At 47.3% G+C, this 18,117-nt stretch carries 20 protein-coding genes and 1 other RNA gene; 12 read left to right on the top strand and 9 right to left on the bottom strand.

Annotated features, from left to right (window positions below):
- Nucleotides 1-4: 4 nt before the first annotated feature.
- Nucleotides 5-1,453 carry an AAA family ATPase gene (locus AC5YB3_RS10465; RefSeq protein WP_494527095.1) on the top strand — a complete coding sequence of 483 codons (1,449 nt, stop codon included), beginning with the start codon at nucleotides 5-7 and terminating at the stop codon, nucleotides 1,451-1,453.
- Nucleotides 1,454-1,501: 48 nt separating this feature from the next.
- Nucleotides 1,502-2,341, top strand: coding sequence for a Dam family site-specific DNA-(adenine-N6)-methyltransferase (locus AC5YB3_RS10460; protein WP_012588791.1), 840 nt, complete (start codon nucleotides 1,502-1,504; stop codon nucleotides 2,339-2,341).
- 18 nt (nucleotides 2,342-2,359) lie between these two features.
- Here AC5YB3_RS10460 and AC5YB3_RS10455 read toward each other — a convergent pair whose 3' ends face one another.
- Nucleotides 2,360-2,545 carry a DUF2970 domain-containing protein gene (locus tag AC5YB3_RS10455; protein WP_006083538.1) on the bottom strand — a complete coding sequence of 62 codons (186 nt, stop codon included), beginning with the start codon at nucleotides 2,543-2,545 and terminating at the stop codon, nucleotides 2,360-2,362.
- Nucleotides 2,545-2,910: a hypothetical protein gene (locus AC5YB3_RS10450; protein WP_494527094.1), complete on the bottom strand. Its 366-nt coding sequence runs from the start codon at nucleotides 2,908-2,910 to the stop codon at nucleotides 2,545-2,547. Before AC5YB3_RS10450 ends, AC5YB3_RS10455 begins: the two co-directional genes overlap by 1 nt.
- A 556-nt stretch (nucleotides 2,911-3,466) precedes the next feature.
- Between AC5YB3_RS10450 and rpe the strand changes: the two genes are divergently transcribed.
- The 3 genes from rpe (at nucleotide 3,467) to trpS (ending at nucleotide 5,891) form a co-directional block, all read left to right on the top strand.
- Complete coding sequence (gene rpe, locus AC5YB3_RS10445; RefSeq protein ID WP_012090481.1) at nucleotides 3,467-4,141, top strand: ribulose-phosphate 3-epimerase; 675 nt, start codon at nucleotides 3,467-3,469, stop codon at nucleotides 4,139-4,141.
- A gap of 2 nt (nucleotides 4,142-4,143) precedes the next feature.
- The gene (locus tag AC5YB3_RS10440) at nucleotides 4,144-4,821 is read left to right on the top strand and encodes a phosphoglycolate phosphatase (protein ID WP_012090480.1); all 678 of its coding nucleotides are present in this window, start codon (nucleotides 4,144-4,146) and stop codon (nucleotides 4,819-4,821) included.
- Nucleotides 4,822-4,892: 71 nt separating this feature from the next.
- Nucleotides 4,893-5,891: a tryptophan--tRNA ligase gene (gene trpS / locus AC5YB3_RS10435; protein ID WP_006083534.1), complete on the top strand. Its 999-nt coding sequence runs from the start codon at nucleotides 4,893-4,895 to the stop codon at nucleotides 5,889-5,891.
- A 63-nt stretch (nucleotides 5,892-5,954) separates the two neighbouring features.
- On the opposite strand, the gene AC5YB3_RS10430 is transcribed toward trpS, so the two are convergent.
- Nucleotides 5,955-6,827: a LysR substrate-binding domain-containing protein gene (locus tag AC5YB3_RS10430; RefSeq protein WP_006083533.1), complete on the bottom strand. Its 873-nt coding sequence runs from the start codon at nucleotides 6,825-6,827 to the stop codon at nucleotides 5,955-5,957.
- 120 nt (nucleotides 6,828-6,947) lie between these two features.
- On the opposite strand from AC5YB3_RS10430, the gene AC5YB3_RS10425 reads away from it, so the two are divergent.
- Nucleotides 6,948-7,832 (top strand): DMT family transporter, encoded by an 885-nt coding sequence (locus AC5YB3_RS10425; protein WP_261273279.1) that lies wholly within the window; start codon nucleotides 6,948-6,950, stop codon nucleotides 7,830-7,832.
- Between the two features lie 92 nt (nucleotides 7,833-7,924).
- Here AC5YB3_RS10425 and dolP read toward each other — a convergent pair whose 3' ends face one another.
- The 4 genes from dolP to AC5YB3_RS10405 all read right to left on the bottom strand — a co-directional run bounded on the left by dolP (nucleotide 7,925) and on the right by AC5YB3_RS10405 (nucleotide 11,409).
- A complete protein-coding gene (gene dolP, locus AC5YB3_RS10420; protein ID WP_106649115.1) occupies nucleotides 7,925-8,491 on the bottom strand; it encodes a division/outer membrane stress-associated lipid-binding lipoprotein in 567 nt (188 codons plus the stop codon).
- On the bottom strand, nucleotides 8,488-9,081 hold the full coding sequence (locus AC5YB3_RS10415) for a phosphoheptose isomerase (RefSeq protein ID WP_006083530.1): 594 nt from the start codon (nucleotides 9,079-9,081) through the stop codon (nucleotides 8,488-8,490). Before AC5YB3_RS10415 ends, dolP begins: the two co-directional genes overlap by 4 nt.
- Before the next feature lie 109 nt (nucleotides 9,082-9,190).
- On the bottom strand, nucleotides 9,191-9,517 hold the full coding sequence (locus AC5YB3_RS10410; protein ID WP_347098250.1) for a YraN family protein: 327 nt from the start codon (nucleotides 9,515-9,517) through the stop codon (nucleotides 9,191-9,193).
- A complete protein-coding gene (locus tag AC5YB3_RS10405) occupies nucleotides 9,514-11,409 on the bottom strand; it encodes a penicillin-binding protein activator (protein WP_494527093.1) in 1,896 nt (631 codons plus the stop codon). The genes AC5YB3_RS10410 and AC5YB3_RS10405 overlap by 4 nt, the downstream gene beginning before the upstream one ends.
- An 88-nt stretch (nucleotides 11,410-11,497) precedes the next feature.
- Between AC5YB3_RS10405 and rsmI the strand changes: the two genes are divergently transcribed.
- From rsmI to AC5YB3_RS10380, 5 genes are all read left to right on the top strand, one after another.
- Nucleotides 11,498-12,340, top strand: coding sequence for a 16S rRNA (cytidine(1402)-2'-O)-methyltransferase (rsmI, locus tag AC5YB3_RS10400; RefSeq protein WP_126493063.1), 843 nt, complete (start codon nucleotides 11,498-11,500; stop codon nucleotides 12,338-12,340).
- Nucleotides 12,341-12,405: 65 nt separating this feature from the next.
- Nucleotides 12,406-12,757, top strand: an RNA gene (rnpB, locus tag AC5YB3_RS10395) — RNase P RNA component class A.
- A gap of 361 nt (nucleotides 12,758-13,118) precedes the next feature.
- Complete coding sequence (locus AC5YB3_RS10390) at nucleotides 13,119-13,442, top strand: DUF883 C-terminal domain-containing protein (RefSeq protein ID WP_006083526.1); 324 nt, start codon at nucleotides 13,119-13,121, stop codon at nucleotides 13,440-13,442.
- 9 nt (nucleotides 13,443-13,451) lie between these two features.
- Nucleotides 13,452-13,961, top strand: a complete 510-nt coding sequence (locus tag AC5YB3_RS10385; protein ID WP_494527092.1) for a hypothetical protein — start codon at nucleotides 13,452-13,454, stop codon at nucleotides 13,959-13,961.
- Nucleotides 13,955-14,203 carry a hypothetical protein gene (locus AC5YB3_RS10380; RefSeq protein ID WP_011848121.1) on the top strand — a complete coding sequence of 83 codons (249 nt, stop codon included), beginning with the start codon at nucleotides 13,955-13,957 and terminating at the stop codon, nucleotides 14,201-14,203. Before AC5YB3_RS10385 ends, AC5YB3_RS10380 begins: the two co-directional genes overlap by 7 nt.
- Nucleotides 14,204-14,333: 130 nt before the next feature.
- Here AC5YB3_RS10380 and AC5YB3_RS10375 read toward each other — a convergent pair whose 3' ends face one another.
- On the bottom strand, nucleotides 14,334-15,980 hold the full coding sequence (locus tag AC5YB3_RS10375; protein ID WP_494527091.1) for a BamA/TamA family outer membrane protein: 1,647 nt from the start codon (nucleotides 15,978-15,980) through the stop codon (nucleotides 14,334-14,336).
- A 180-nt stretch (nucleotides 15,981-16,160) separates the two neighbouring features.
- Nucleotides 16,161-17,381 (bottom strand): threonine/serine exporter family protein, encoded by a 1,221-nt coding sequence (locus tag AC5YB3_RS10370; protein WP_006083522.1) that lies wholly within the window; start codon nucleotides 17,379-17,381, stop codon nucleotides 16,161-16,163.
- 157 nt (nucleotides 17,382-17,538) lie between these two features.
- Between AC5YB3_RS10370 and AC5YB3_RS10365 the strand changes: the two genes are divergently transcribed.
- Complete coding sequence (locus AC5YB3_RS10365; protein ID WP_006083521.1) at nucleotides 17,539-17,949, top strand: MAPEG family protein; 411 nt, start codon at nucleotides 17,539-17,541, stop codon at nucleotides 17,947-17,949.
- Nucleotides 17,950-18,117: the final 168 nt, after the last annotated feature.

Raw genomic sequence — 18,117 nt, 5'->3', positions numbered from 1 at the left:
GCGAGTGACGTTTCAAGGTTCTGTCTTGCTTCCTTCTCAGGAAGCCCTCATACAAAGAATGCATCATGTTGCCAGTTATAGCGATCAGCTACTGGTGCTTTCTGGTATCAGCGGTTCAGGAAAAACCACCTTAGTGACCGGATTAGCGACCGATTTTGACGAGTCAAATGCAGCATTTGTGATTTGTCCTATGCATGCCGATAACGCGGAAATCCGCCGTAAAATTCTGGTCCAGTTAATTTCATCCCCTATTTTTGACGACGATATTCCCCTCGCCGATACCCTGTTGCGGCTTGCGAGCACGCAAACTAAACCCTTACATATCATTATCGATGATGCGCATTTATTGCCTAAGGCATTATGGGCAGAGTGCATTATTCTCAATCAAATTCAGTGTGCGGGCAAGAATATCGCTGTCACACTCACGGTTCCGCCGGCATTTTTAGCAGATCTGCTTCCACAATTACCGGAGCAATTACGGCGGCAAATATTGCCTATCAGTATTGAGCCGTTAACCATGCCTGAGCGTGAGGCCTTGTATCAAACGTTACTGAGATACAGCGATCAAAATCCTTTTACGCCAAGGGAAATCGTGCGCAGTCAGCTTGAGAAACAAACCGGTACGCCGCAGGAAGTGGTTAATCTATTAGATAAAGCCTTGCATAGCGCGCCGGAGAAGACATCTTCCTTGGTGAAATATAAAGCTGTGATGGTGACTGCTGTGAGTATGCTACTCGCCTTAGGCATTTGGTTTGGCGTTACTCAGCCTTTTTCTGAGGAGCAAGCCTTAGAGGCTGCGACTTATCCTGCGATAGATTCACCCGTCTTTTTGTCCTACGGGAAAAAAGTCTTAACGCCCTATTTTACGCTGCGCGCTGAGCAGCTGAAGCTCGCTGCGGAGACTGCGAAAGTTATTGAAATCGAGACGACAGAAGCTAAAACAGAACAAGCCGTCGATCCCTTAAGTGAATTCCACGGTGAAGCGCCACATCCCATGCCTGATGATGCTGCCTTCGTGAGTGTGGGTGAAGTGAGTAGCAAGTCTTTTGGTGAGGATAAGCCGCCTGAGGATACTGAACCACAAGCTAAAGCGGCTCAGACTCAACCCGCAACCATTGATGCTGCAAAGGCCGATAAGCCGGTAGCTAAAGCGGGCTTGGATACGCAAAAGCCGCTCAAAGGTTACACAATACAGATTGCCAGTGTTGCTCAGTTGGACACCCTGCGTGCAACATTAAAGAGTATTGAGCATCTTGAGGGCGTTCGCGTTGCACAACATAAGCAGCGTTGGGTTGTCCTCGTTGGCAACTACGGTAGTAGCAAGTCAGCTTCGAATGCGGCGGCACAATTGGTTAAAGAGTATCGTTTCGAGCAACCTTGGGTAAGAAAGTGGGCGGATTTAAAAGATTATCAACTAGAAGAAAGTCTGCCAAATCGTGAAATTTCAGAATAAACAGAGTACAATCATGGCCTTTATTTTTGTCGGCATTCATCAAGTTAAATGATAAAAAAACACAGAGCCTTCCTTAAGTGGGCTGGCGGTAAATTTAAATTGGTGGATGATTTGGCCAGTTATTTACCCACAGGAGACCGTTTGGTCGAGCCATTCGTGGGTGCAGGATCCGTTTTCTTAAATACGGATTATCCTAGCTACCTGCTCTGTGACATTAATCAGGACTTGATTGAGTTATACCAGATTGTGAAGCATCAACCTGAAGCTTACATTGCTGCGGCTAAGGCAATGTTTGTTGATGAGATGAATCAAAAAGACGCTTACTATCAGGTGCGGACCGACTTTAATAAATGTCGCGACCCTTTCCAACGTTCCGTCTATTTCCTCTATCTAAACCGTCATGGTTTTAATGGCTTATGCCGTTATAACCGTAAAGGCGGCTTCAATGTACCCTTTGGTTCCTATAAAAAGCCGTATTTCCCCGAAAAGGAAATCTGGGCCTTTTCTGAAAAAGCGCAACGTGCCGAGTTTAAATGCATAGGTTACGAAAAAGCCTTTGAGCAGACACGTAGCGGCGATGTGGTTTACTGCGATCCACCTTATGCGCCATTATCTACCACATCCAGTTTTACTACGTATGTTGGTGCAGGCTTTAGTCTAGACGACCAAGCGCTGCTGGCCCGTCATTCGCGCCATACAGCACTAGAGCGTGGTATTCCTGTGTTGATTAGTAATCACGATATTCCATTGACTCGCGAGTTATACCGCGGCGCTCACTTAGCGAAAATCCAAGTGCAACGTAACATTAGCCAAAATGGTAGTGGTCGTAACAAAGTGGATGAGTTGATGGCGTTATATGATGAAAATTACGATCCAAAGGATGACTAGGTTCGACATAGCTTAGGTTTAGCTGAGCACTTGTCCTACGAGAAACATCAGGCTTGCCACTAAGATGACTGCCAACACGATTCCCATTGCGATATAAGGTAATGGTGAGCTAGTTTGGAAATCTTTTTTTCGATTGTCGTCAGTTTGTACCCCGAAAAAGGCGGCGACTGTACTGTGGAATACTTGCCAGATACGGCTAAGCATTAATAGGCGAGATGCGACGTAGTGGGTTTGAGATCATCCATAGGCTTATCTTGATGACCGTGTAATAGCTCAAGCAGATCGACAAAGTGGAACTGACTCGAACGGTTTTTACCTGTGAGCCACGTTTTCCAGCTTAGGGTTTGTGCTTGATCGGCGCAGCGATTATTGGGATGACTACTAGGTAAAGCACTATTGTAACGAGTGTCACTGCTACAAGCGCAAGAAGCTGTTTCGGTATTTTCCGTGAGTTTTTCAACACCAAAGGCTAACGTGGCCACGACAACTGCAGTGAATGCCAACATCATAGATGACTTAAATGTCAACGACCTAACATAGTGTGAAAATAAACTAAACCGCCCCTTCATAACGCTTCCTTTGAAATGAACCAGCATTGCGCCTCGAGTATAACAAACTCGCCTAGTTTATGAACAAAAATTTATCAATTGCCGCCAAAATGCGCGTAAATGTTAGCAAATTTCATATTATACCAATCACATTAAATATCTAATCAGTTCAGAGCCTCACAGGCATCTCAATCCAAGGCGCATTGACGCAGAAATGGTTATTCCCTTTTAAGTCAATGCAACACGGGAGTGGGATGCCTGTGAGGCTCCCGAAGGGCGGCTGATGTTAACGGCATGGCAATGCGCTTTATACTTCGTTCAAGGCTTTAGACAGAGCACCACTATGCCTTCAAGCCTTCGCCTTGTCTAAATCGCGTTGAACTCCCGCTGAATGAACAGATATTTAATACGATTGGTATTATCTAGACCCCAATTGACTACGATAGTTGCAGAATGTGTTGCTTTGCTGACAGCTGCATCGCGTATCAATTGCCAGAAATGTGGCTTTAGCTATAGAGGCTTAGCTTGGCTCAGGGTAAAATAAGGCACTTTTTATCCAAATAGCAGCGAGTGTTTTATGCGTCCATTCTTGATTGCTCCATCGATTTTATCTGCCGATTTTGCCCGTTTGGGCGATGATGTAAAAGCCGTGTTAGATGCGGGGACCGACGTAGTGCATTTTGATGTGATGGATAATCACTATGTTCCTAACTTAACGATTGGCCCTATGGTGTGCCAAGCGCTGCGTAACTACGGTATTACCGCCGATATTGATGTGCATTTGATGGTCAAGCCAGTTGACCGCATCGTGCCTGATTTTGCTAAGGCGGGCGCATCTATTATTACTTTCCATCCAGAAGCTTCAGAACACGTCGATCGCACACTTCAGTTGATCAAAGAGTGTGGCTGTAAAGCGGGTCTCGTGTTTAACCCTGCTACACCACTGCATTATCTCGACCATGTGATGGATAAGCTGGATGTGATTCTATTGATGTCGGTGAACCCTGGCTTTGGCGGTCAATCCTTTATCCCATCGACCTTAGATAAGCTGCGTCAAGTGCGTGCGCGTATCGATGCCAGTGGTTTTGATATTCGCTTAGAAGTGGATGGCGGCGTTAAGGTCGACAATATTGCTGAAATCGCCGCCGCCGGTGCCGACATGTTTGTTGCGGGCTCTGCCATTTTCGGCAAGCCAGATTACAAAGCTGTTGTTGATGAGATGCGTGCCGAACTTGCTAAAGTTGGGGCATAGGTATGTGGGATAAGATTAAAGCGATAGCGTTTGATCTTGATGGCACGCTGATCGACAGTGTGCCTGACCTAACCGTTGCCACGCAGCAAGCCTTAGCCGAGTTAGGTTTGAAGAGCTGCTCTGAGGCGCAAGTGCGTACTTGGGTCGGTAACGGTGCCGAAATGTTAATGCGCCGCGCCATGACCCATGCCTTGGGAGCGGATGTTGAGCAAACCGCACTGGATGCGGCCATGCCGATCTTTATGCATCACTATCAAGAGAATCTTGAAAAACACAGTGCGCTGTATAGTGACGTGCATCAAGTACTGCAAACCTTGTTCGATGCAGGTTTTAAGCTCGCCGTTGTCACCAATAAACCCTATCGTTTTACCTTGCCATTACTCAATGCCTTTGGGATTAATGACTTTTTCAGCTTAGTGTTAGGTGGCGATACCCTAGCTAAGATGAAGCCCGATCCTTTGCCGCTGCAGCACTTATTACATGAGTGGCAATTGGATAAAGAGGCGTTATTGATGGTCGGCGACTCTAAAAACGACATTTTAGCGGCGAAAGCGGCTGGGATAGCGTCAATCGGCTTGACCTACGGCTACAACTACGGTGAAGATATTGGGCTCAGTGGCCCAGATGCCGTATGTGAGCAATTTAGTGAGATTTTGAACTGGGTAAAACATACCAAGTAATGGGTGTTTACCCGTTCTTTAGTCGATTTTTTTATAGTCTTTTTATATATAGATAGTGGAGCAATGACGTAATGACCAAACCCATAGTACTCAGCGGTGCACAGCCGTCCGGCGAATTAACCATAGGTAACTACATGGGTGCATTGCGTCAATGGGTTGCGATGCAAGATAGCCACGACTGCCTCTATTGTGTGGTCGACTTGCATGCCATTACCGTGCGTCAAGATCCTAAAGCGTTGCGCGAAGCCTGTTTAGACACCTTAGCCCTGTATTTGGCCTGTGGCGTCGATCCTAAAAAGAGCACAGTGTTTATCCAGTCACAGGTGCCACAACATACGCAATTGGGTTGGGCATTAAACTGCTACACCCAAATGGGCGAGTTGAGCCGCATGACGCAGTTTAAAGATAAGTCACAAAAGCATGCTAACAACATCAACGTGGGTCTGTTTGGTTACCCAGTGCTGATGGCGGCGGATATTCTGATTTATCAAGCGAACGAAATCCCAGTTGGTCAAGATCAGAAGCAACACCTTGAGTTAACGCGTGATATCGCGACTCGCTTCAACAATGCCTACGGCGATACTTTCACCATTCCTGAGCCGTTTATTCCTGAACATGGCGCGAAAGTGATGTCGTTGCAGGAGCCGCTGAAGAAGATGTCTAAGTCAGACGAGAACCGTAATAACGTCATCGGCCTGCTAGAAGATCCAAAAGCCGTGCTGAAGAAGCTGAAAAAAGCCATGACAGACAGTGATGAGCCGCCAGTCGTGCGTTTCGATATGGACAATAAGCCAGGCGTTTCTAACCTGCTGAGTCTCATGTCGGGTGTGACGGGGCAAAGTATTGCAAGCCTAGAAGCCGAGTTTGAAGGCAAGATGTATGGCCATTTGAAAGGGGCAGCAGGCGAAGCGGTTGTGAGCATGTTAGAGCCGCTGCAAGAGCGTTACCGCGCGATTCGTGCCGACCGTGCTTACTTAGACCAAGTGATGAAAGCTGGCGCTGAAAGTGCGCAGGCGCGCGCCGAAGTGACATTGAAGAAAGTGTACGAGAAGATTGGTTTGTTAGTGTAATCAATCGATATCGATAAACTAAGCCGACGTCAGCGTCGGCTTTTTTGTGTCTGTCTGTTCACCTTAGGCCTGTGATTTTAGCCAAGAGGAGAAGGCGGCAATCGCAGGTTCTGATAAACGGCGTTGCTTACAAAAGAAAGTAAATTCAAATCCGGTATGCACATCGGGAAGATTCAAGGCGACTAAACGCCCTGTGGTGATATCGCCAGCCACCATAAAGTCCGGCGCTAGGGCTAAGCCTTGGCCTGCAATCGCCGCCTCAATCGCCATCACAATATGACTAAACACATGCTGTTGTTCGTTATCGAGTGGGATCTGGTGTGCCGATGACCATTTGTGCCAGTCGAGTCCGAGTGGGCCTTCATCGACAACCAGCAGGGCTTGTTGCTGGAAATTGCTCAGGCTAATGTCACGCCATTTAAGGTAGAAATTTGGGCTGCACACTGGGATTAACCGCTCTTTATGGAGTAACTGTTGCCAATAGCCGCGTTGATTCAGTTTACCTGCGATAAAGATATCCGCCGTACTCGTGCTGAGATCAGGATCTTGGGTGATCATCTCGAGGCGGATTTTTACGCTCGGATATTGGCGGCGAAAATCGGTGAGTCTGGGGATCAACCATTTCACCGAGAAGGAACTGTAAACAGCTAAGCACAGCTGCTGATTGGGCGTGTCGCGAACCTTCAAATTAAGATCACTTAACTCGTTGAATATCCGCTCTAACTCTAGAAATAGTCCGTGTCCTTTTGGGGTTAACTGCAGTTTACGCCCCTGACGGTCGAACAGTTGCTCGCCAAAATACTCTTCTAATACACGCACTTGGTGAGAAACCGCACTTTGGGTAATGCACAGTTCATCGGCGGCCTTAGAAAAATGCTGCTGTCTGGCGGCGGCCTCAAACACTTGCAGAGCGCGTAATGGTGGTAGCTTTCTCATTATTTTCAATATCTAAAGGCTTTAGTATGAATTTAATTCATCTAGCATGAGAAAGCATCATTTCAGCTTAAGTTTTGGGAGGATTATCATGCCGCCATTGAGATTTATGGATGTTAAAAAATGCAACGCCCAGTTGTTATTGGTTTGATTTTATTGATAGTAGGTAATCTATTTAGTGCCTTCTATGATGTGTCGATCAAGTGGTTGCCGGACGATGCGAATGCCTCGACTTTCCTTCTTGTCAGGCAAATCTCCTCAGTCTTTATGTTGTTGCCAGTGTGGTTGTATTCACAGCGGCCGATGACGACACATATTTCAGTTCACCTTTGGCGTGCCAACATAGGCTCAGTTGGCGCGCTTTTTTTAATTATTGGCTTGATGGCATTGCCACTCGCGACGGTTAGCTCATTGTTTTACTCGGCACCTTTGATGATCATCTTGATGGGGTATTTTTTCCTGAGGGAGCGGATCACTGTTGCCCAGACCATCTGCACTGGCTTAGGTTTTGTTGGTATTTTGATTATCCTGCGGCCGAGTGAAATGAACTGGTATGGCATTGCTGTGCTATTTTCGGCTTTTACCTTTGCGGTGAATCAGTTAGCGCTGAAAAAAGTGCCTAATGCAGAGCATCCCGTGTTAACGCTGATGTTGTATAACTTGCTGGGTATTCCTGCGACGTTAGTAATTGCGGCGTTTCAGGGCATCGAAGGTTTGAGTTGGGAGCTGGTGGGCGTGGCATTGCTGAGCAACGCATTTTTACTTGTGTATCATTGGTTTTGCGTGCTGGCATACCGTAAAGCACAGGCAAGCGATATCGCGATTGCGGAATACACTGGCTTGTTATTTATTGTCTTTTTAGGCTGGTTGTTATTCGATGAGTGGTTGGATAACTTAAGCTGGCTCGGCGCTGCTTTGATTGTGTTGCCTTCGTTGTGTTTACCTTGGTTAGGGTCGCTGTTATCAAAATCAACGCCTAAGGTTGCGGATACACTAACGGGGAAATAACGCTGAGCGTTTAAGCCTAAGTATGCGAGTTGACTCGCGACTTAGGCTTCACTGCCAAAATACTCACATTTCAACATACTTGAATTGTAAAGTTACTCTGTATATTCAAATACTTTCACCACTTTACGCACGCCTGCTGTATTGCGGGCGATATCGACAGCTAAATCTGCTTGCGAGCGATGGATAACACCAAGTAAGAAGACTTCACCATTTTCAGTGATGACTTTAATGCGAGTCACATCTAAATCTTTCTCGTTTAACATGCGGCCCTTCACTTTGGTGGTGACCCAAGTATCGTTGCTGCGTGTAGTGAAAGAAGTCGGGTTGCCAATGCGGATCTGATTGTGGATCTTGCCGCCTAGCTTAAGATCTTGTACGACCTTGATGGCTTTATCCCTTAACATGGAGTTAGGGGCTTGGCCTATCATAAGCACATTGCCATTGACGGACACACCAGTGATATTGGTTTGTTTTTTAAGATCTTCTTGCTCTAGTAGCGCACTAGTGATCCTAAAATCGGTATTAGTATCATCAATCTGTGTCTTAACAGTACGCTCATCGTTGGCCATCATAGCGCCACTCACTGCGCCCACCATAACGGCACCGGCGCAGCCTTGTAGCAGCAAGCAAACCATTAACAGCGGGGCAGCGTGTCTCATTGCTGCTCGTCCTGCGGGAAGAGTGTGCGGTCAATGTTGTCACACAGGCAGTGGATCACCAGTAAGTGCACTTCTTGAATACGTGCGGTAACGTTTGAAGGCACGCGGATTTCCACATCGCCCACGCTTAACAGGCCTGCCATAGCGCCGCCATCTTTACCCGTTAGTGCAACGATCGTCATGTCGCGGCTTAATGCGGCTTCCATGGCTTTAATCACGTTACCTGAGTTACCGCTGGTGGAGATTGCCAGCAGAATATCGCCCGGTTGACCTAAGGCAAAAATCTGTTTTGAGAAAATCTCATCATAGCTATAGTCGTTGGCGATAGCTGTGATGGTTGAAGTGTCAGTAGACAGGGCGATGGCCGGTAAGGGTGGACGTTCAATCTCGTAGCGGTTTAGCAGTTCGGCTGAGAAATGTTGTGCATCGCCAGCACTGCCGCCGTTACCGCAAGCAAGGATTTTATTACCACCCAAAAGACAGTGCACCATCATCTCGGCCGCTTTGGCGATTGATTCTGGCAGTGCTTCGGCTGCATCGATTTTTGTCTGGATAGATTCAGTAAAGCTGTCTTTAATGCGTTCTAACATGGATAAATCCTTTCAGGATAAAGTGTTGCTATCATGCCATATTTCCACAAGCGTGTTGAGGCACAGACGTTAAAAATAATTTGTGTTGCTAATCTCGCACTATTGGCGCTTAAAAGGCATCGACGAGCCAATGAATTTGATCGGCTTCCATGGCGATGACATCGAAACGACAGGGCACATCGAGCCGATTGAGTTGCAAATAATGGTTGGCCGCTTTGCGAATCCGCGTGATTTGCGCAGCGCTTAAAGCCTGTAATGCGCCGCCATATTGGGTTGCCGAGCGATACTTCACTTCAACAAATACCCAATAGCTTTTATGGCGCATGATCAAATCAATTTCCCCAAACGGATAGCGGACATTACGTTCGACAAAAGTTAACCCTTGCTGTTCAAGGTAACGTTGTGCGTGCGCTTCTGCCTGCTGTCCGAGTGTCATAGCTGACGGAAGCTGCCTCTTTGGTAACGTCCCCAGCTTAATTGGCGGTTTACTATGCCATCTGGGTTAACCGATAAAGCACCGCTGCGGCCATTGAATTGGTAGCCCGTAAATGAGCGCATTTGTGCTAAACGGCCGATCAAGTCCATTGCATCATAACCCATAACAAACAAACGTTTCTGACTGTTATTCCAGCCCGAAAATAATGTGTTAACCATTAGGTTTTCTTCGCCGTTTTGCATCAGCCAAGGGGCATCGCTGAGGGTGAGGTTATTTAAATCCTGCGCCGTTTGTGTGCTCTCGTTCTCAACTCGGCTGCGGCTTGAGGTATACAGGGGCACAGGTTGAGTGAACACGCTGAAGTTAACATCGATAAAGGCCTTGAGCAGAGTCAGATCCTGCGGTGTTGAAATCATATAAATGGCATCAATATCTTGGCGTGAGCGGAAGTCAGCCTGCACTGAGTTACCCAGCAGCTCCTTGATGCGTGCGATACGGGCTTGGCTATCACGTACGCCAAGGGCATCTTGCACTGTGGTTTTCATTTGGTCGCCACCATCGTAGTAATAGACTTCGACGACGTTATCGCTCTTCTTTTTCCACGCTTGAATAAAGCTTTCGGCCATACGTTTGCCAAGGGCATCATTGCTGGCGAGCAGCAATGGCATAGTGACGCCATCTTGATATAAATGCTCGGCGGCATCGGCTGCTTCTTGGGCTGGTGATAGCGCAAAGTAGAATTTGTTTGGATCGGGGGTGAATTTATCAACTTGATTCAAAAACAGTTGTGGTACAGGCGCAGCTGTAACTGTATTAGCTTTTTTTTCTGGGTTAGCCGTATTGGTCAGCGCATTAGTGGTGGCAGTATTTGCTGCATTCATCACTTGTATTTGTTCGATTTCAGTCGGCAGTAATGGGCCAATAATAAACTCGGCTCCTGCTGTCAGTGCCTGTTGATAGGCGCTCGCCGCATCGTTGGCCGTATCGTAAAAATTCACTGCGACTTGATCGTTTTGCTTTGCCATATAGCTGGCTAATATACCTTGGCGAATCGCATTGGCGGCGTTCGCTCTTGGACCCGTCAGCGGCAACAGCACGGCAATATTTTTCGGCGTAAATGGTTTAGCGTTTAAGGCTCTATCCAAATCGGCGGGCAGTTTGGCTGCAGCTGGGTGATAAGGATTTTGTTTCTGCCATTCACCTAAGTAGCGCACTAACTGAGTGGGATCGACGGCATAATGCTTAGCGATATAAGCCAGTTGTAACCAGCCCGCAAACACTGGACTTTTAGCATCTTGGGTAAACGTCTTTATGGTTTGTTCGTGCATCGGCTGCAGCACTTGCCAAATGGTGTTATTCACTTCGTTGGCTTGGGCGGGTGGCAAGTAAGTTGTCAGCAAACTCAACTCGCGCACTTGTTCAATTGGCTGTTTATTCAATTGATATAAATGCGCTTTGAACTGGTGATAGGCCGTCATCTGCCAGCTTGGCAGGCTCCAATTACTTGGATAATTTAAGGTTTTAAGGGCATCACTGTAGGTGGACGTGTGTTCAAGCACACGTGCAGTTAAGTATTTATGTTCGGCCAGTAATGTTGGGCTCTGAGTTAAGCTCGGCAGTATCGATTTTAGTAGCTTCTGCGCTGCGGCATAGTCATTGGCATTAATATAGGCATGGGCTGCTAGCAGCAGATTAGTATCGCGCTGCTGCGGATCTTTACTATTGGCCGCTTGCGCCAAATAGACATTTGCCGCCAAAGGTGCGGATGCTAATGAGGTAGCCAATGTGGCGGTTGTTCCAGTGGAATTGGGCGATGAAACACCACAACCCGCCAAGATTACCGATAAAATGGCCACGGAAACGAACTTAGTTGTATTCAGGCTTTTTAACACTGGGCTTCACTCTGGTAAGATGCGGCCTCTAGTTTAACCTTCTCTCGCGCTTGACGAAAGTCTTGGCACTGTCATTACAGAGGTATATATGGACCAAAGCGTCGCACTCTACATAGTTCCTACTCCCATAGGTAATTTGGGCGATATGAGCTCACGGGCAATAGAGGTGCTGAATCAGGTTTCATTGATCGCCTGTGAAGACACTCGCCACAGCGGTAAGTTATTGAGCCACTTCGGCATTACCACTAAAACCACGGCTTTACATGACCACAACGAGCGTGCGCGTGCCCAGTGGATTGTGGATCAGCTTGCCGCTGGGTTGTCGATAGCATTAATTTCCGATGCGGGTACGCCGTTGATTTCTGATCCTGGTTATCACTTAGTCTCCCATGTGCGCCAATCTGGGTTTAATGTGATCCCATTGCCGGGCCCTTGCGCGGCGATTACTGCCTTAAGCGCCTCTGGTTTGCCATCGGACCGTTTTACTTTTGAAGGATTTCTGCCATCAAAAGAAAAAGCCCGCGCCGATAAGTTATTGGCACTGAAAGAAGATCCGCGCACGCTGATTTTTTACGAATCACCACACCGCATCGAGCATAGCTTAACGACTATGGTCGAAGTGCTGGGCGGTGATCGCCATGTGGTGATGGCGCGCGAAGTGACGAAAACCTTCGAAACCTTTTTATCTGGCCCTGTGTCAGAAGTGCTCGCTAAAGTAAGCACTGACCTAAATCAGCAGAAGGGCGAAATCGTTCTTATGGTGCATGGCTACCATTTGAGTGATGACGAAGCGATTCCCACAGTCGCCATCAACACGCTCAAACTCTTATGTGAAGAATTGCCATTGAAGAAAGCCGCTGCAATTGCCGCGCAAATTCATGGACTTAAAAAGAATGCCTTGTATAAATACGGCCTAGAGTCTGATTTATAAGCGCTAAAACGGCCGCGAGCGGATTATCTGTGGTACATCAGGGTGGCTTAGGCTATAATCCGCGCCGAGTTGGCCAGACAGTCGCCGCGTTCGCAAGAACGGGGAGGAAAGTCCGGGCTCCAAAGAGCGGGGTGCCAGGTAACGCCTGGGCGGTGTGAACCGACGACAAGTGCAACAGAGAGTAGACCGCCTGCCTGATTTATCAGGTCGGTAAGGGTGAAAGGGTGCGGTAAGAGCGCACCGTGCGGCTAGCAATAGTTCGTAGCAAGGTAAACTCCACCCGGAGCAAGACCAAATAGGGTTCCGTATGGCGTGGCTCGCGTTGGAACCGGGTAGGTCGCTTGAGCCTGTGAGCGATTGCAGGCCTAGATGAATGACTGTCCAAGACAGGACCCGGCTTATCGGCCAACTCACCTCATTCAATAAAAAGCCCGTTTGTCGTAATGACAAACGGGCTTTTTGTTTTTTAACTGTTGCAGTTTTAAGTGACCGTTACTTTTTAAATTATTAAAAATCAAAGTATTGAATTCCCCGTCCGTATCCAATCTATATCCTATTTAGTTGTCTGTTCTGTCGCTCTCTTTATCATCCTTCGCTGCAGGTAAAAATTACCCTATGTAGGTAACATCTACCGTTAACTGAGGGCGTGGATATAAAGTATTTAAATCTAAGTATTTGTTTTTGTTTGCTTATATCAATTGGCTTAGCCGTTGCATTAGTTTATATGCAAAGTGCAGCATTTTGTTGCATTGCACTCGGTTCATCAAGGAGTCTGCTAATGGCCAGTTCAAAAAGTGTAACAGAACAAACTAACAGTAAAGATAATGGCGCGTTAAATTCGCCAACCACAGCGAAAGCCAGCGAAGTGACGCATCATGCCGTTGACGCTGTGGCAGAGAAAGCCGCTGTTGCAGAGGATACTTTGCGTAAAACCGCCGCTAGCTCGCAGGAAACGCTGGCGCACAAGCAAGAGGAAATCAAACAGCAACTGCAAAGCTCTTACAGTAAAACCCGTGAGCTGGCAGCGCAGAATCCTCTGGCCACAGCCGGGATAGCGTTTGCTGCTGGTGTAGTGTTGACGGCCTTGTTACGCCGTCGCTAAGGTGGGGTTATGCAAAACCGTGCACATTCAGAGGCGCCAGAGCAAAGACCTGTCCAGCATGCTGAATCCACTGGGCAGCCAGCATCAGCTGCCCAGAATAAAGTGGTTGATCAGGCCATTGAGCAATTGGCTGAGATAGCGGCACTGAGCAGTTCGGTGAAGCAAGCCTATATCAATCAGTTAAATTTGGCAGGGAAAATAGCAACGGCAGAATGGCAGTTAACGGGTCGCAGCTTGATTATTGCTGCGGCTTTGGTTGTCTGTTTTGGGACGGGTATTACCCTATTCTGGGGCAGTATCTTGTTGTTGCTGGGCTATTTGCTGTTTCAACTGAGCGGCTCGTTGTTGATTACCGCGAGCGCGTTAGTGGTATTGCAGTTTGTGTTATTGATTTGGTGTTGGCGTAGCCTGAGCTATGTACTGTCGCAAGCGGGTTTTTCAAAGACTTGGCAGCAGTTACGGCTGTTGTTTTCTACTCAACACTCAGCCAACAAACAACAGGAAGATCAACAATGCTAGTGCAACAGTTACTGAAAAAACAGCAATTGAAGCTCACTGTGCTCACCGAACAAGGTCAGCTGCAGCATGAGTTATTGCAGGTGAGGAAACAACAACTAGCGCAAAGCGGTCGTGCTTTTATCGGTTCGACTCCCGGCCTTATTGTTAGTTTTAGCTTGGGTTGTCTGTTTCAAATGCGCCACAACAGCACAGTAAAACTGTTGCGTAGTACCTTCGGTCTGCGTTGGATGACCAAACTCTAACTGCCCAGTTACTCTCTGGACGGTTAGCGTTTGGTTTTGTAGGACTAACCTGCATGACTTTGTAGATCAACATCTTATCAATGCGCTTTAACTCAGCGCCCAACCTTATTCGTCATACGTAAATCAGCCGCTAAAAACTGCGTTTCACTAGGAATCGCCATTCCCAACTGTTCACTGACTCGCCGCCCGTGTAAGGAATCGAAAAATCGATATGGGCGACGTTGCCATAGCTGGAGCGTGAGGAATAAATCCGCGCGCCTATGCCTATGCTGCCCAGTGGACCGCTGACTTCGTTATTCTCGGCAAATTGTCCGCCGGAAGCTTGACCCAAATCAGTAAAGACGGCCCAGCCCAATTCAGCCAATTGGTATAAGTTGATGTTGGGGTAATTACGTATCTCGGCGGTCAATAACCACTGATTGTCCCCTTGTTGGTATTCGTTTGGATAACCGCGCACGCCAGTTTCATCTCCCAGCCCTTTGGTCAGATCCAGATAAGTGTTCTGTGAAAGGCTGGCCCATGCTTTGCCGTAGGCTGTCCACTTCGGATTGATTTGATAGAAGTACTCGGCTTGGACATCGACCTTGTAAGTGTCTTTTTGGGTTGTACCTATTGTGCTAGTGCCGCCCATTTCTAACAGCCACAGTTGGTCGTCAAACTTATAGCCGCCAGTACTTTGCCAATTCACGTGGTAACCGACAGGATTGTTATCGCCTATGTCATTGGTTTCTATGCCGAGTTGCACATAGTGATGCCAGCCTAAGTTAAAGTCTTCGTTGTTGGTGATCAGGTGAACGTTATTCAGTACATGGAAATCATCTTGGATAAACTCGTAGGCGACCCAAGGGTACATAAAATCCCTGTCTTGAGGCAGCATCGAATTAGGGTAGAGATCTGAATTGGCAAACTCGTGTTTATCTTGAGTAACACCGGTAATAAAGCGAGAAAGATGCTCACTGTTCTTATTAATTAACCAGCCATATTGCAGATTAAGGTAGTCGACTGTGTGTTCGAATTCATTTATCTCTTGCCCATTTTGCCTCAGGGTATCAATACGGTTTTCGTCTAAAAACTCCGCCGAATACATGGTATTGGTATCGAGAGAATAGAAAGGCTTACTGACATAAACGTGCTTAGCTTCGCCGTCGCTATTGTCGTAAAACTCGGCGGCAACCGTGCCGTGTTCGATAATGCTCAGCGGAGCTTCGAACGCAAATTTGTAGCCATTACGGGATTCGTTGGACTGGTACTTGAGTCGAGTGCGGATACCTGTTCCGAGTAAGTTGTCTTCTTTAACACCAAAAGAATAACGAGTGTCGCCACCTGAACTACTCAGGCTCGCAGTGGGCAATAATGACCAGTTATCCCAGGTTTCGACGACAACGGACTCAACCGTGGGATCGGTGTCGGCTAGGGGATCTTTTTCGGCGACATAAATTTTGGCGTCGCGGATATAGGGCACCGCCCGCAACAGTCGTTGCGATTCGTCGAGGTCTTTCTGGGCGACAGTATCATTTTCGCCGAAGGTCAGTTTATCGAGCACCACATATTCTTTGGTGTTGATGTGTAAAGCGTTCGCCCAGCGGTGGATGAAAAAAGCATCGGGATCGGATTCATCAAAAATAGGATTGTTAACTACGACGATCTTGCTGACTTTTTTGGTTGCTTGAGCCTTTGTTGCGGGCTCGGTGAGCTTAGTGTCTTCTGCTTGGGCAGCACTGATTAGGCTGCCAACACAACAAGGTAGGATGCATGCATACTGAATGAATTTCTGCATAAAAGGCCACTCCCATGAAATTGACGACTGCAGCGAAAACAATTTCACTCTGCAATTCACAATTTAATAACACATGGAAAGCTGGTGTTAGTCAAGAAAACATTTTAATAAGTTTCTGATTTTACTTAAGGTTAACTTAAGGTGGCGGCTGGGCGCGGGCTCCAGCCGAATTCACAATTGTTACAATGTTCGCCTTGGCGGGACGGCGACGTTGGCAAAAATCAATCCCGCGATTAGAGACATAAAAATCAAAAAGATTTGCGAGCCAATATGGGACTGGTTAAGCATGGTCTCACCTGAGATTAAGGCATTGAGTCCGATATAGGTTTTACTGCCGGGGACTAAGATCACTATGCCTTGCAACAGGGCGATGGAGGCGGGAGCTTTCATCCAGCGGGCGAAGAGGTTGGAGTAAATCCCGACAGCCAAAGCGCCAAAGAAAATGCCAACCGAATCACCAAAATAATGTCCGCCGAGCATGGCCGAGAAAAACGCCACAATTCCAGCTAATACGCCCCAAGGTGAATCTTGCATCCGTGCCTTGAAGATAAACACTAACGCCATAGATAAAATCGGCACCGCCGACCAAATTGCCCAGCGCGGCAACCCTTCTGGCTCGATATGAATCGCTTCGCCAAACACAGCTTTACCAATCGCCATGCCGAGCACTGCACCAAAGTACAGTTTAAACAATTGCATAATCGCATCCATGATGCGCGCCGTGCCGGAAATCAAATCCCGCGCGGCAAGTTCGGCTAGACCTAAGGTTAACGCTAAGCCGGGAATAAAAATAATGATCGAGGAGAGGATCACCACCGGGATATTAATGTTGGGATCAATACGCGCTATGCCGCAGGCGGCAATGGCACAAAGAATGGTGGCGAAGGGTTCAAGCACTTCGGCCATGCGTGCCGAGCGTTCGGCACGGTATACCAAGCCATAGACAAATAAGCCTAATAACCCCGACCAAAATACATCGTTCCAACCTGTGCCCATTAACATGGCGAAGGCGGCGGCAGAAGTACCAAATGAAAAACAAGTTAACACTGGGCCATAGGGATTGGGTTTGTTGGCGATTTCTTCTAAGCGATCTAAGGCCTCGGCCAAAGTGCGCTTACCTGAGGTTAATTCATCGACTAATTCATCTGTGCGGGCGAGTGAACCTAAATCGAGTTCGCCGGGCTTCACCCGAGCGGCATGGTTATATTCTTGATCTGTATCGTGTTGTAAAACGAAGGTCATCGAAGTTGGCGAGATAAGGAAGTAGCCTTCGATACCTAAGGTGCGCGCAACGGTTTGTAAGTGGGTTTCTAGGCGATAAGCGGGTGTGCCAAACTTATGCAATGCCTTGCCTAGCTTTATGATAAATCTGCGTTTTTCGATAAACTCGTCGTTATCCAATCGGGGTCTTCACTGTATAAAAAGTTGTAGGGATTAACGCGCGCATATTAACCTATCTTGTCTATAAAAGGTTAACGGCTTTTAACCTTAATACAAATAAATTGCTGAATTTTTGCAGCTCGGGCTATAGTCAGCTTTTTGATAAGGGGAAATCAGTATGTCTTTGATGGTAACGGGTCTTTACGCTAGCCTCACTGGGCTATTAATTGTCGCTTTAGCTTATCGAGTGGTGAAAGTCAGAAAAAGTCACAAGATTGGCCTAGGGGATGGCGGTAACAATGCGCTTGCCTTAGCTAATCGCGTCCATGTAAACCTGATCGAAAATGCGCCTATCGTATTGATTCTCATGCTGGTGGCCGAAGCCGGTGGCTTACCCGTATTTTATCTTCACTGCTTTGGAACTGTGTGGATAGTGGCGCGCCTGCTCCATGCTATCGGTTTAACCCAAGGCCAAGGCGGTTACCATTTTGGACGTTTCTGGGGCGTATTGCTCACTTGGCTAGTGATCATCAGTCTGGCATTGGTGAATTTGCTGCATTTTGTTCAAGGATTAGGAAAGGGTCTCTAGACGCTTGGGATAGGGCGGTTGATTCCGCCCTAAGCCATATCCATAGCGGATTTAGGGGTATTAGGCTTCAGGCTCAAATACCCCGAAAAACGCCTTGATTGATGTTTTTTTAATCGCACTTATCCCTCGTTGCCTGCTATACTCCGCGTCCCTAAATTGGTGTAACTT

This window comes from Shewanella sp. 1311, assembly GCF_059338235.1.
The sequence above is the reverse complement of the archived record's forward strand: the minus strand, read 5'-3'. Positions and strand labels throughout refer to the sequence as shown.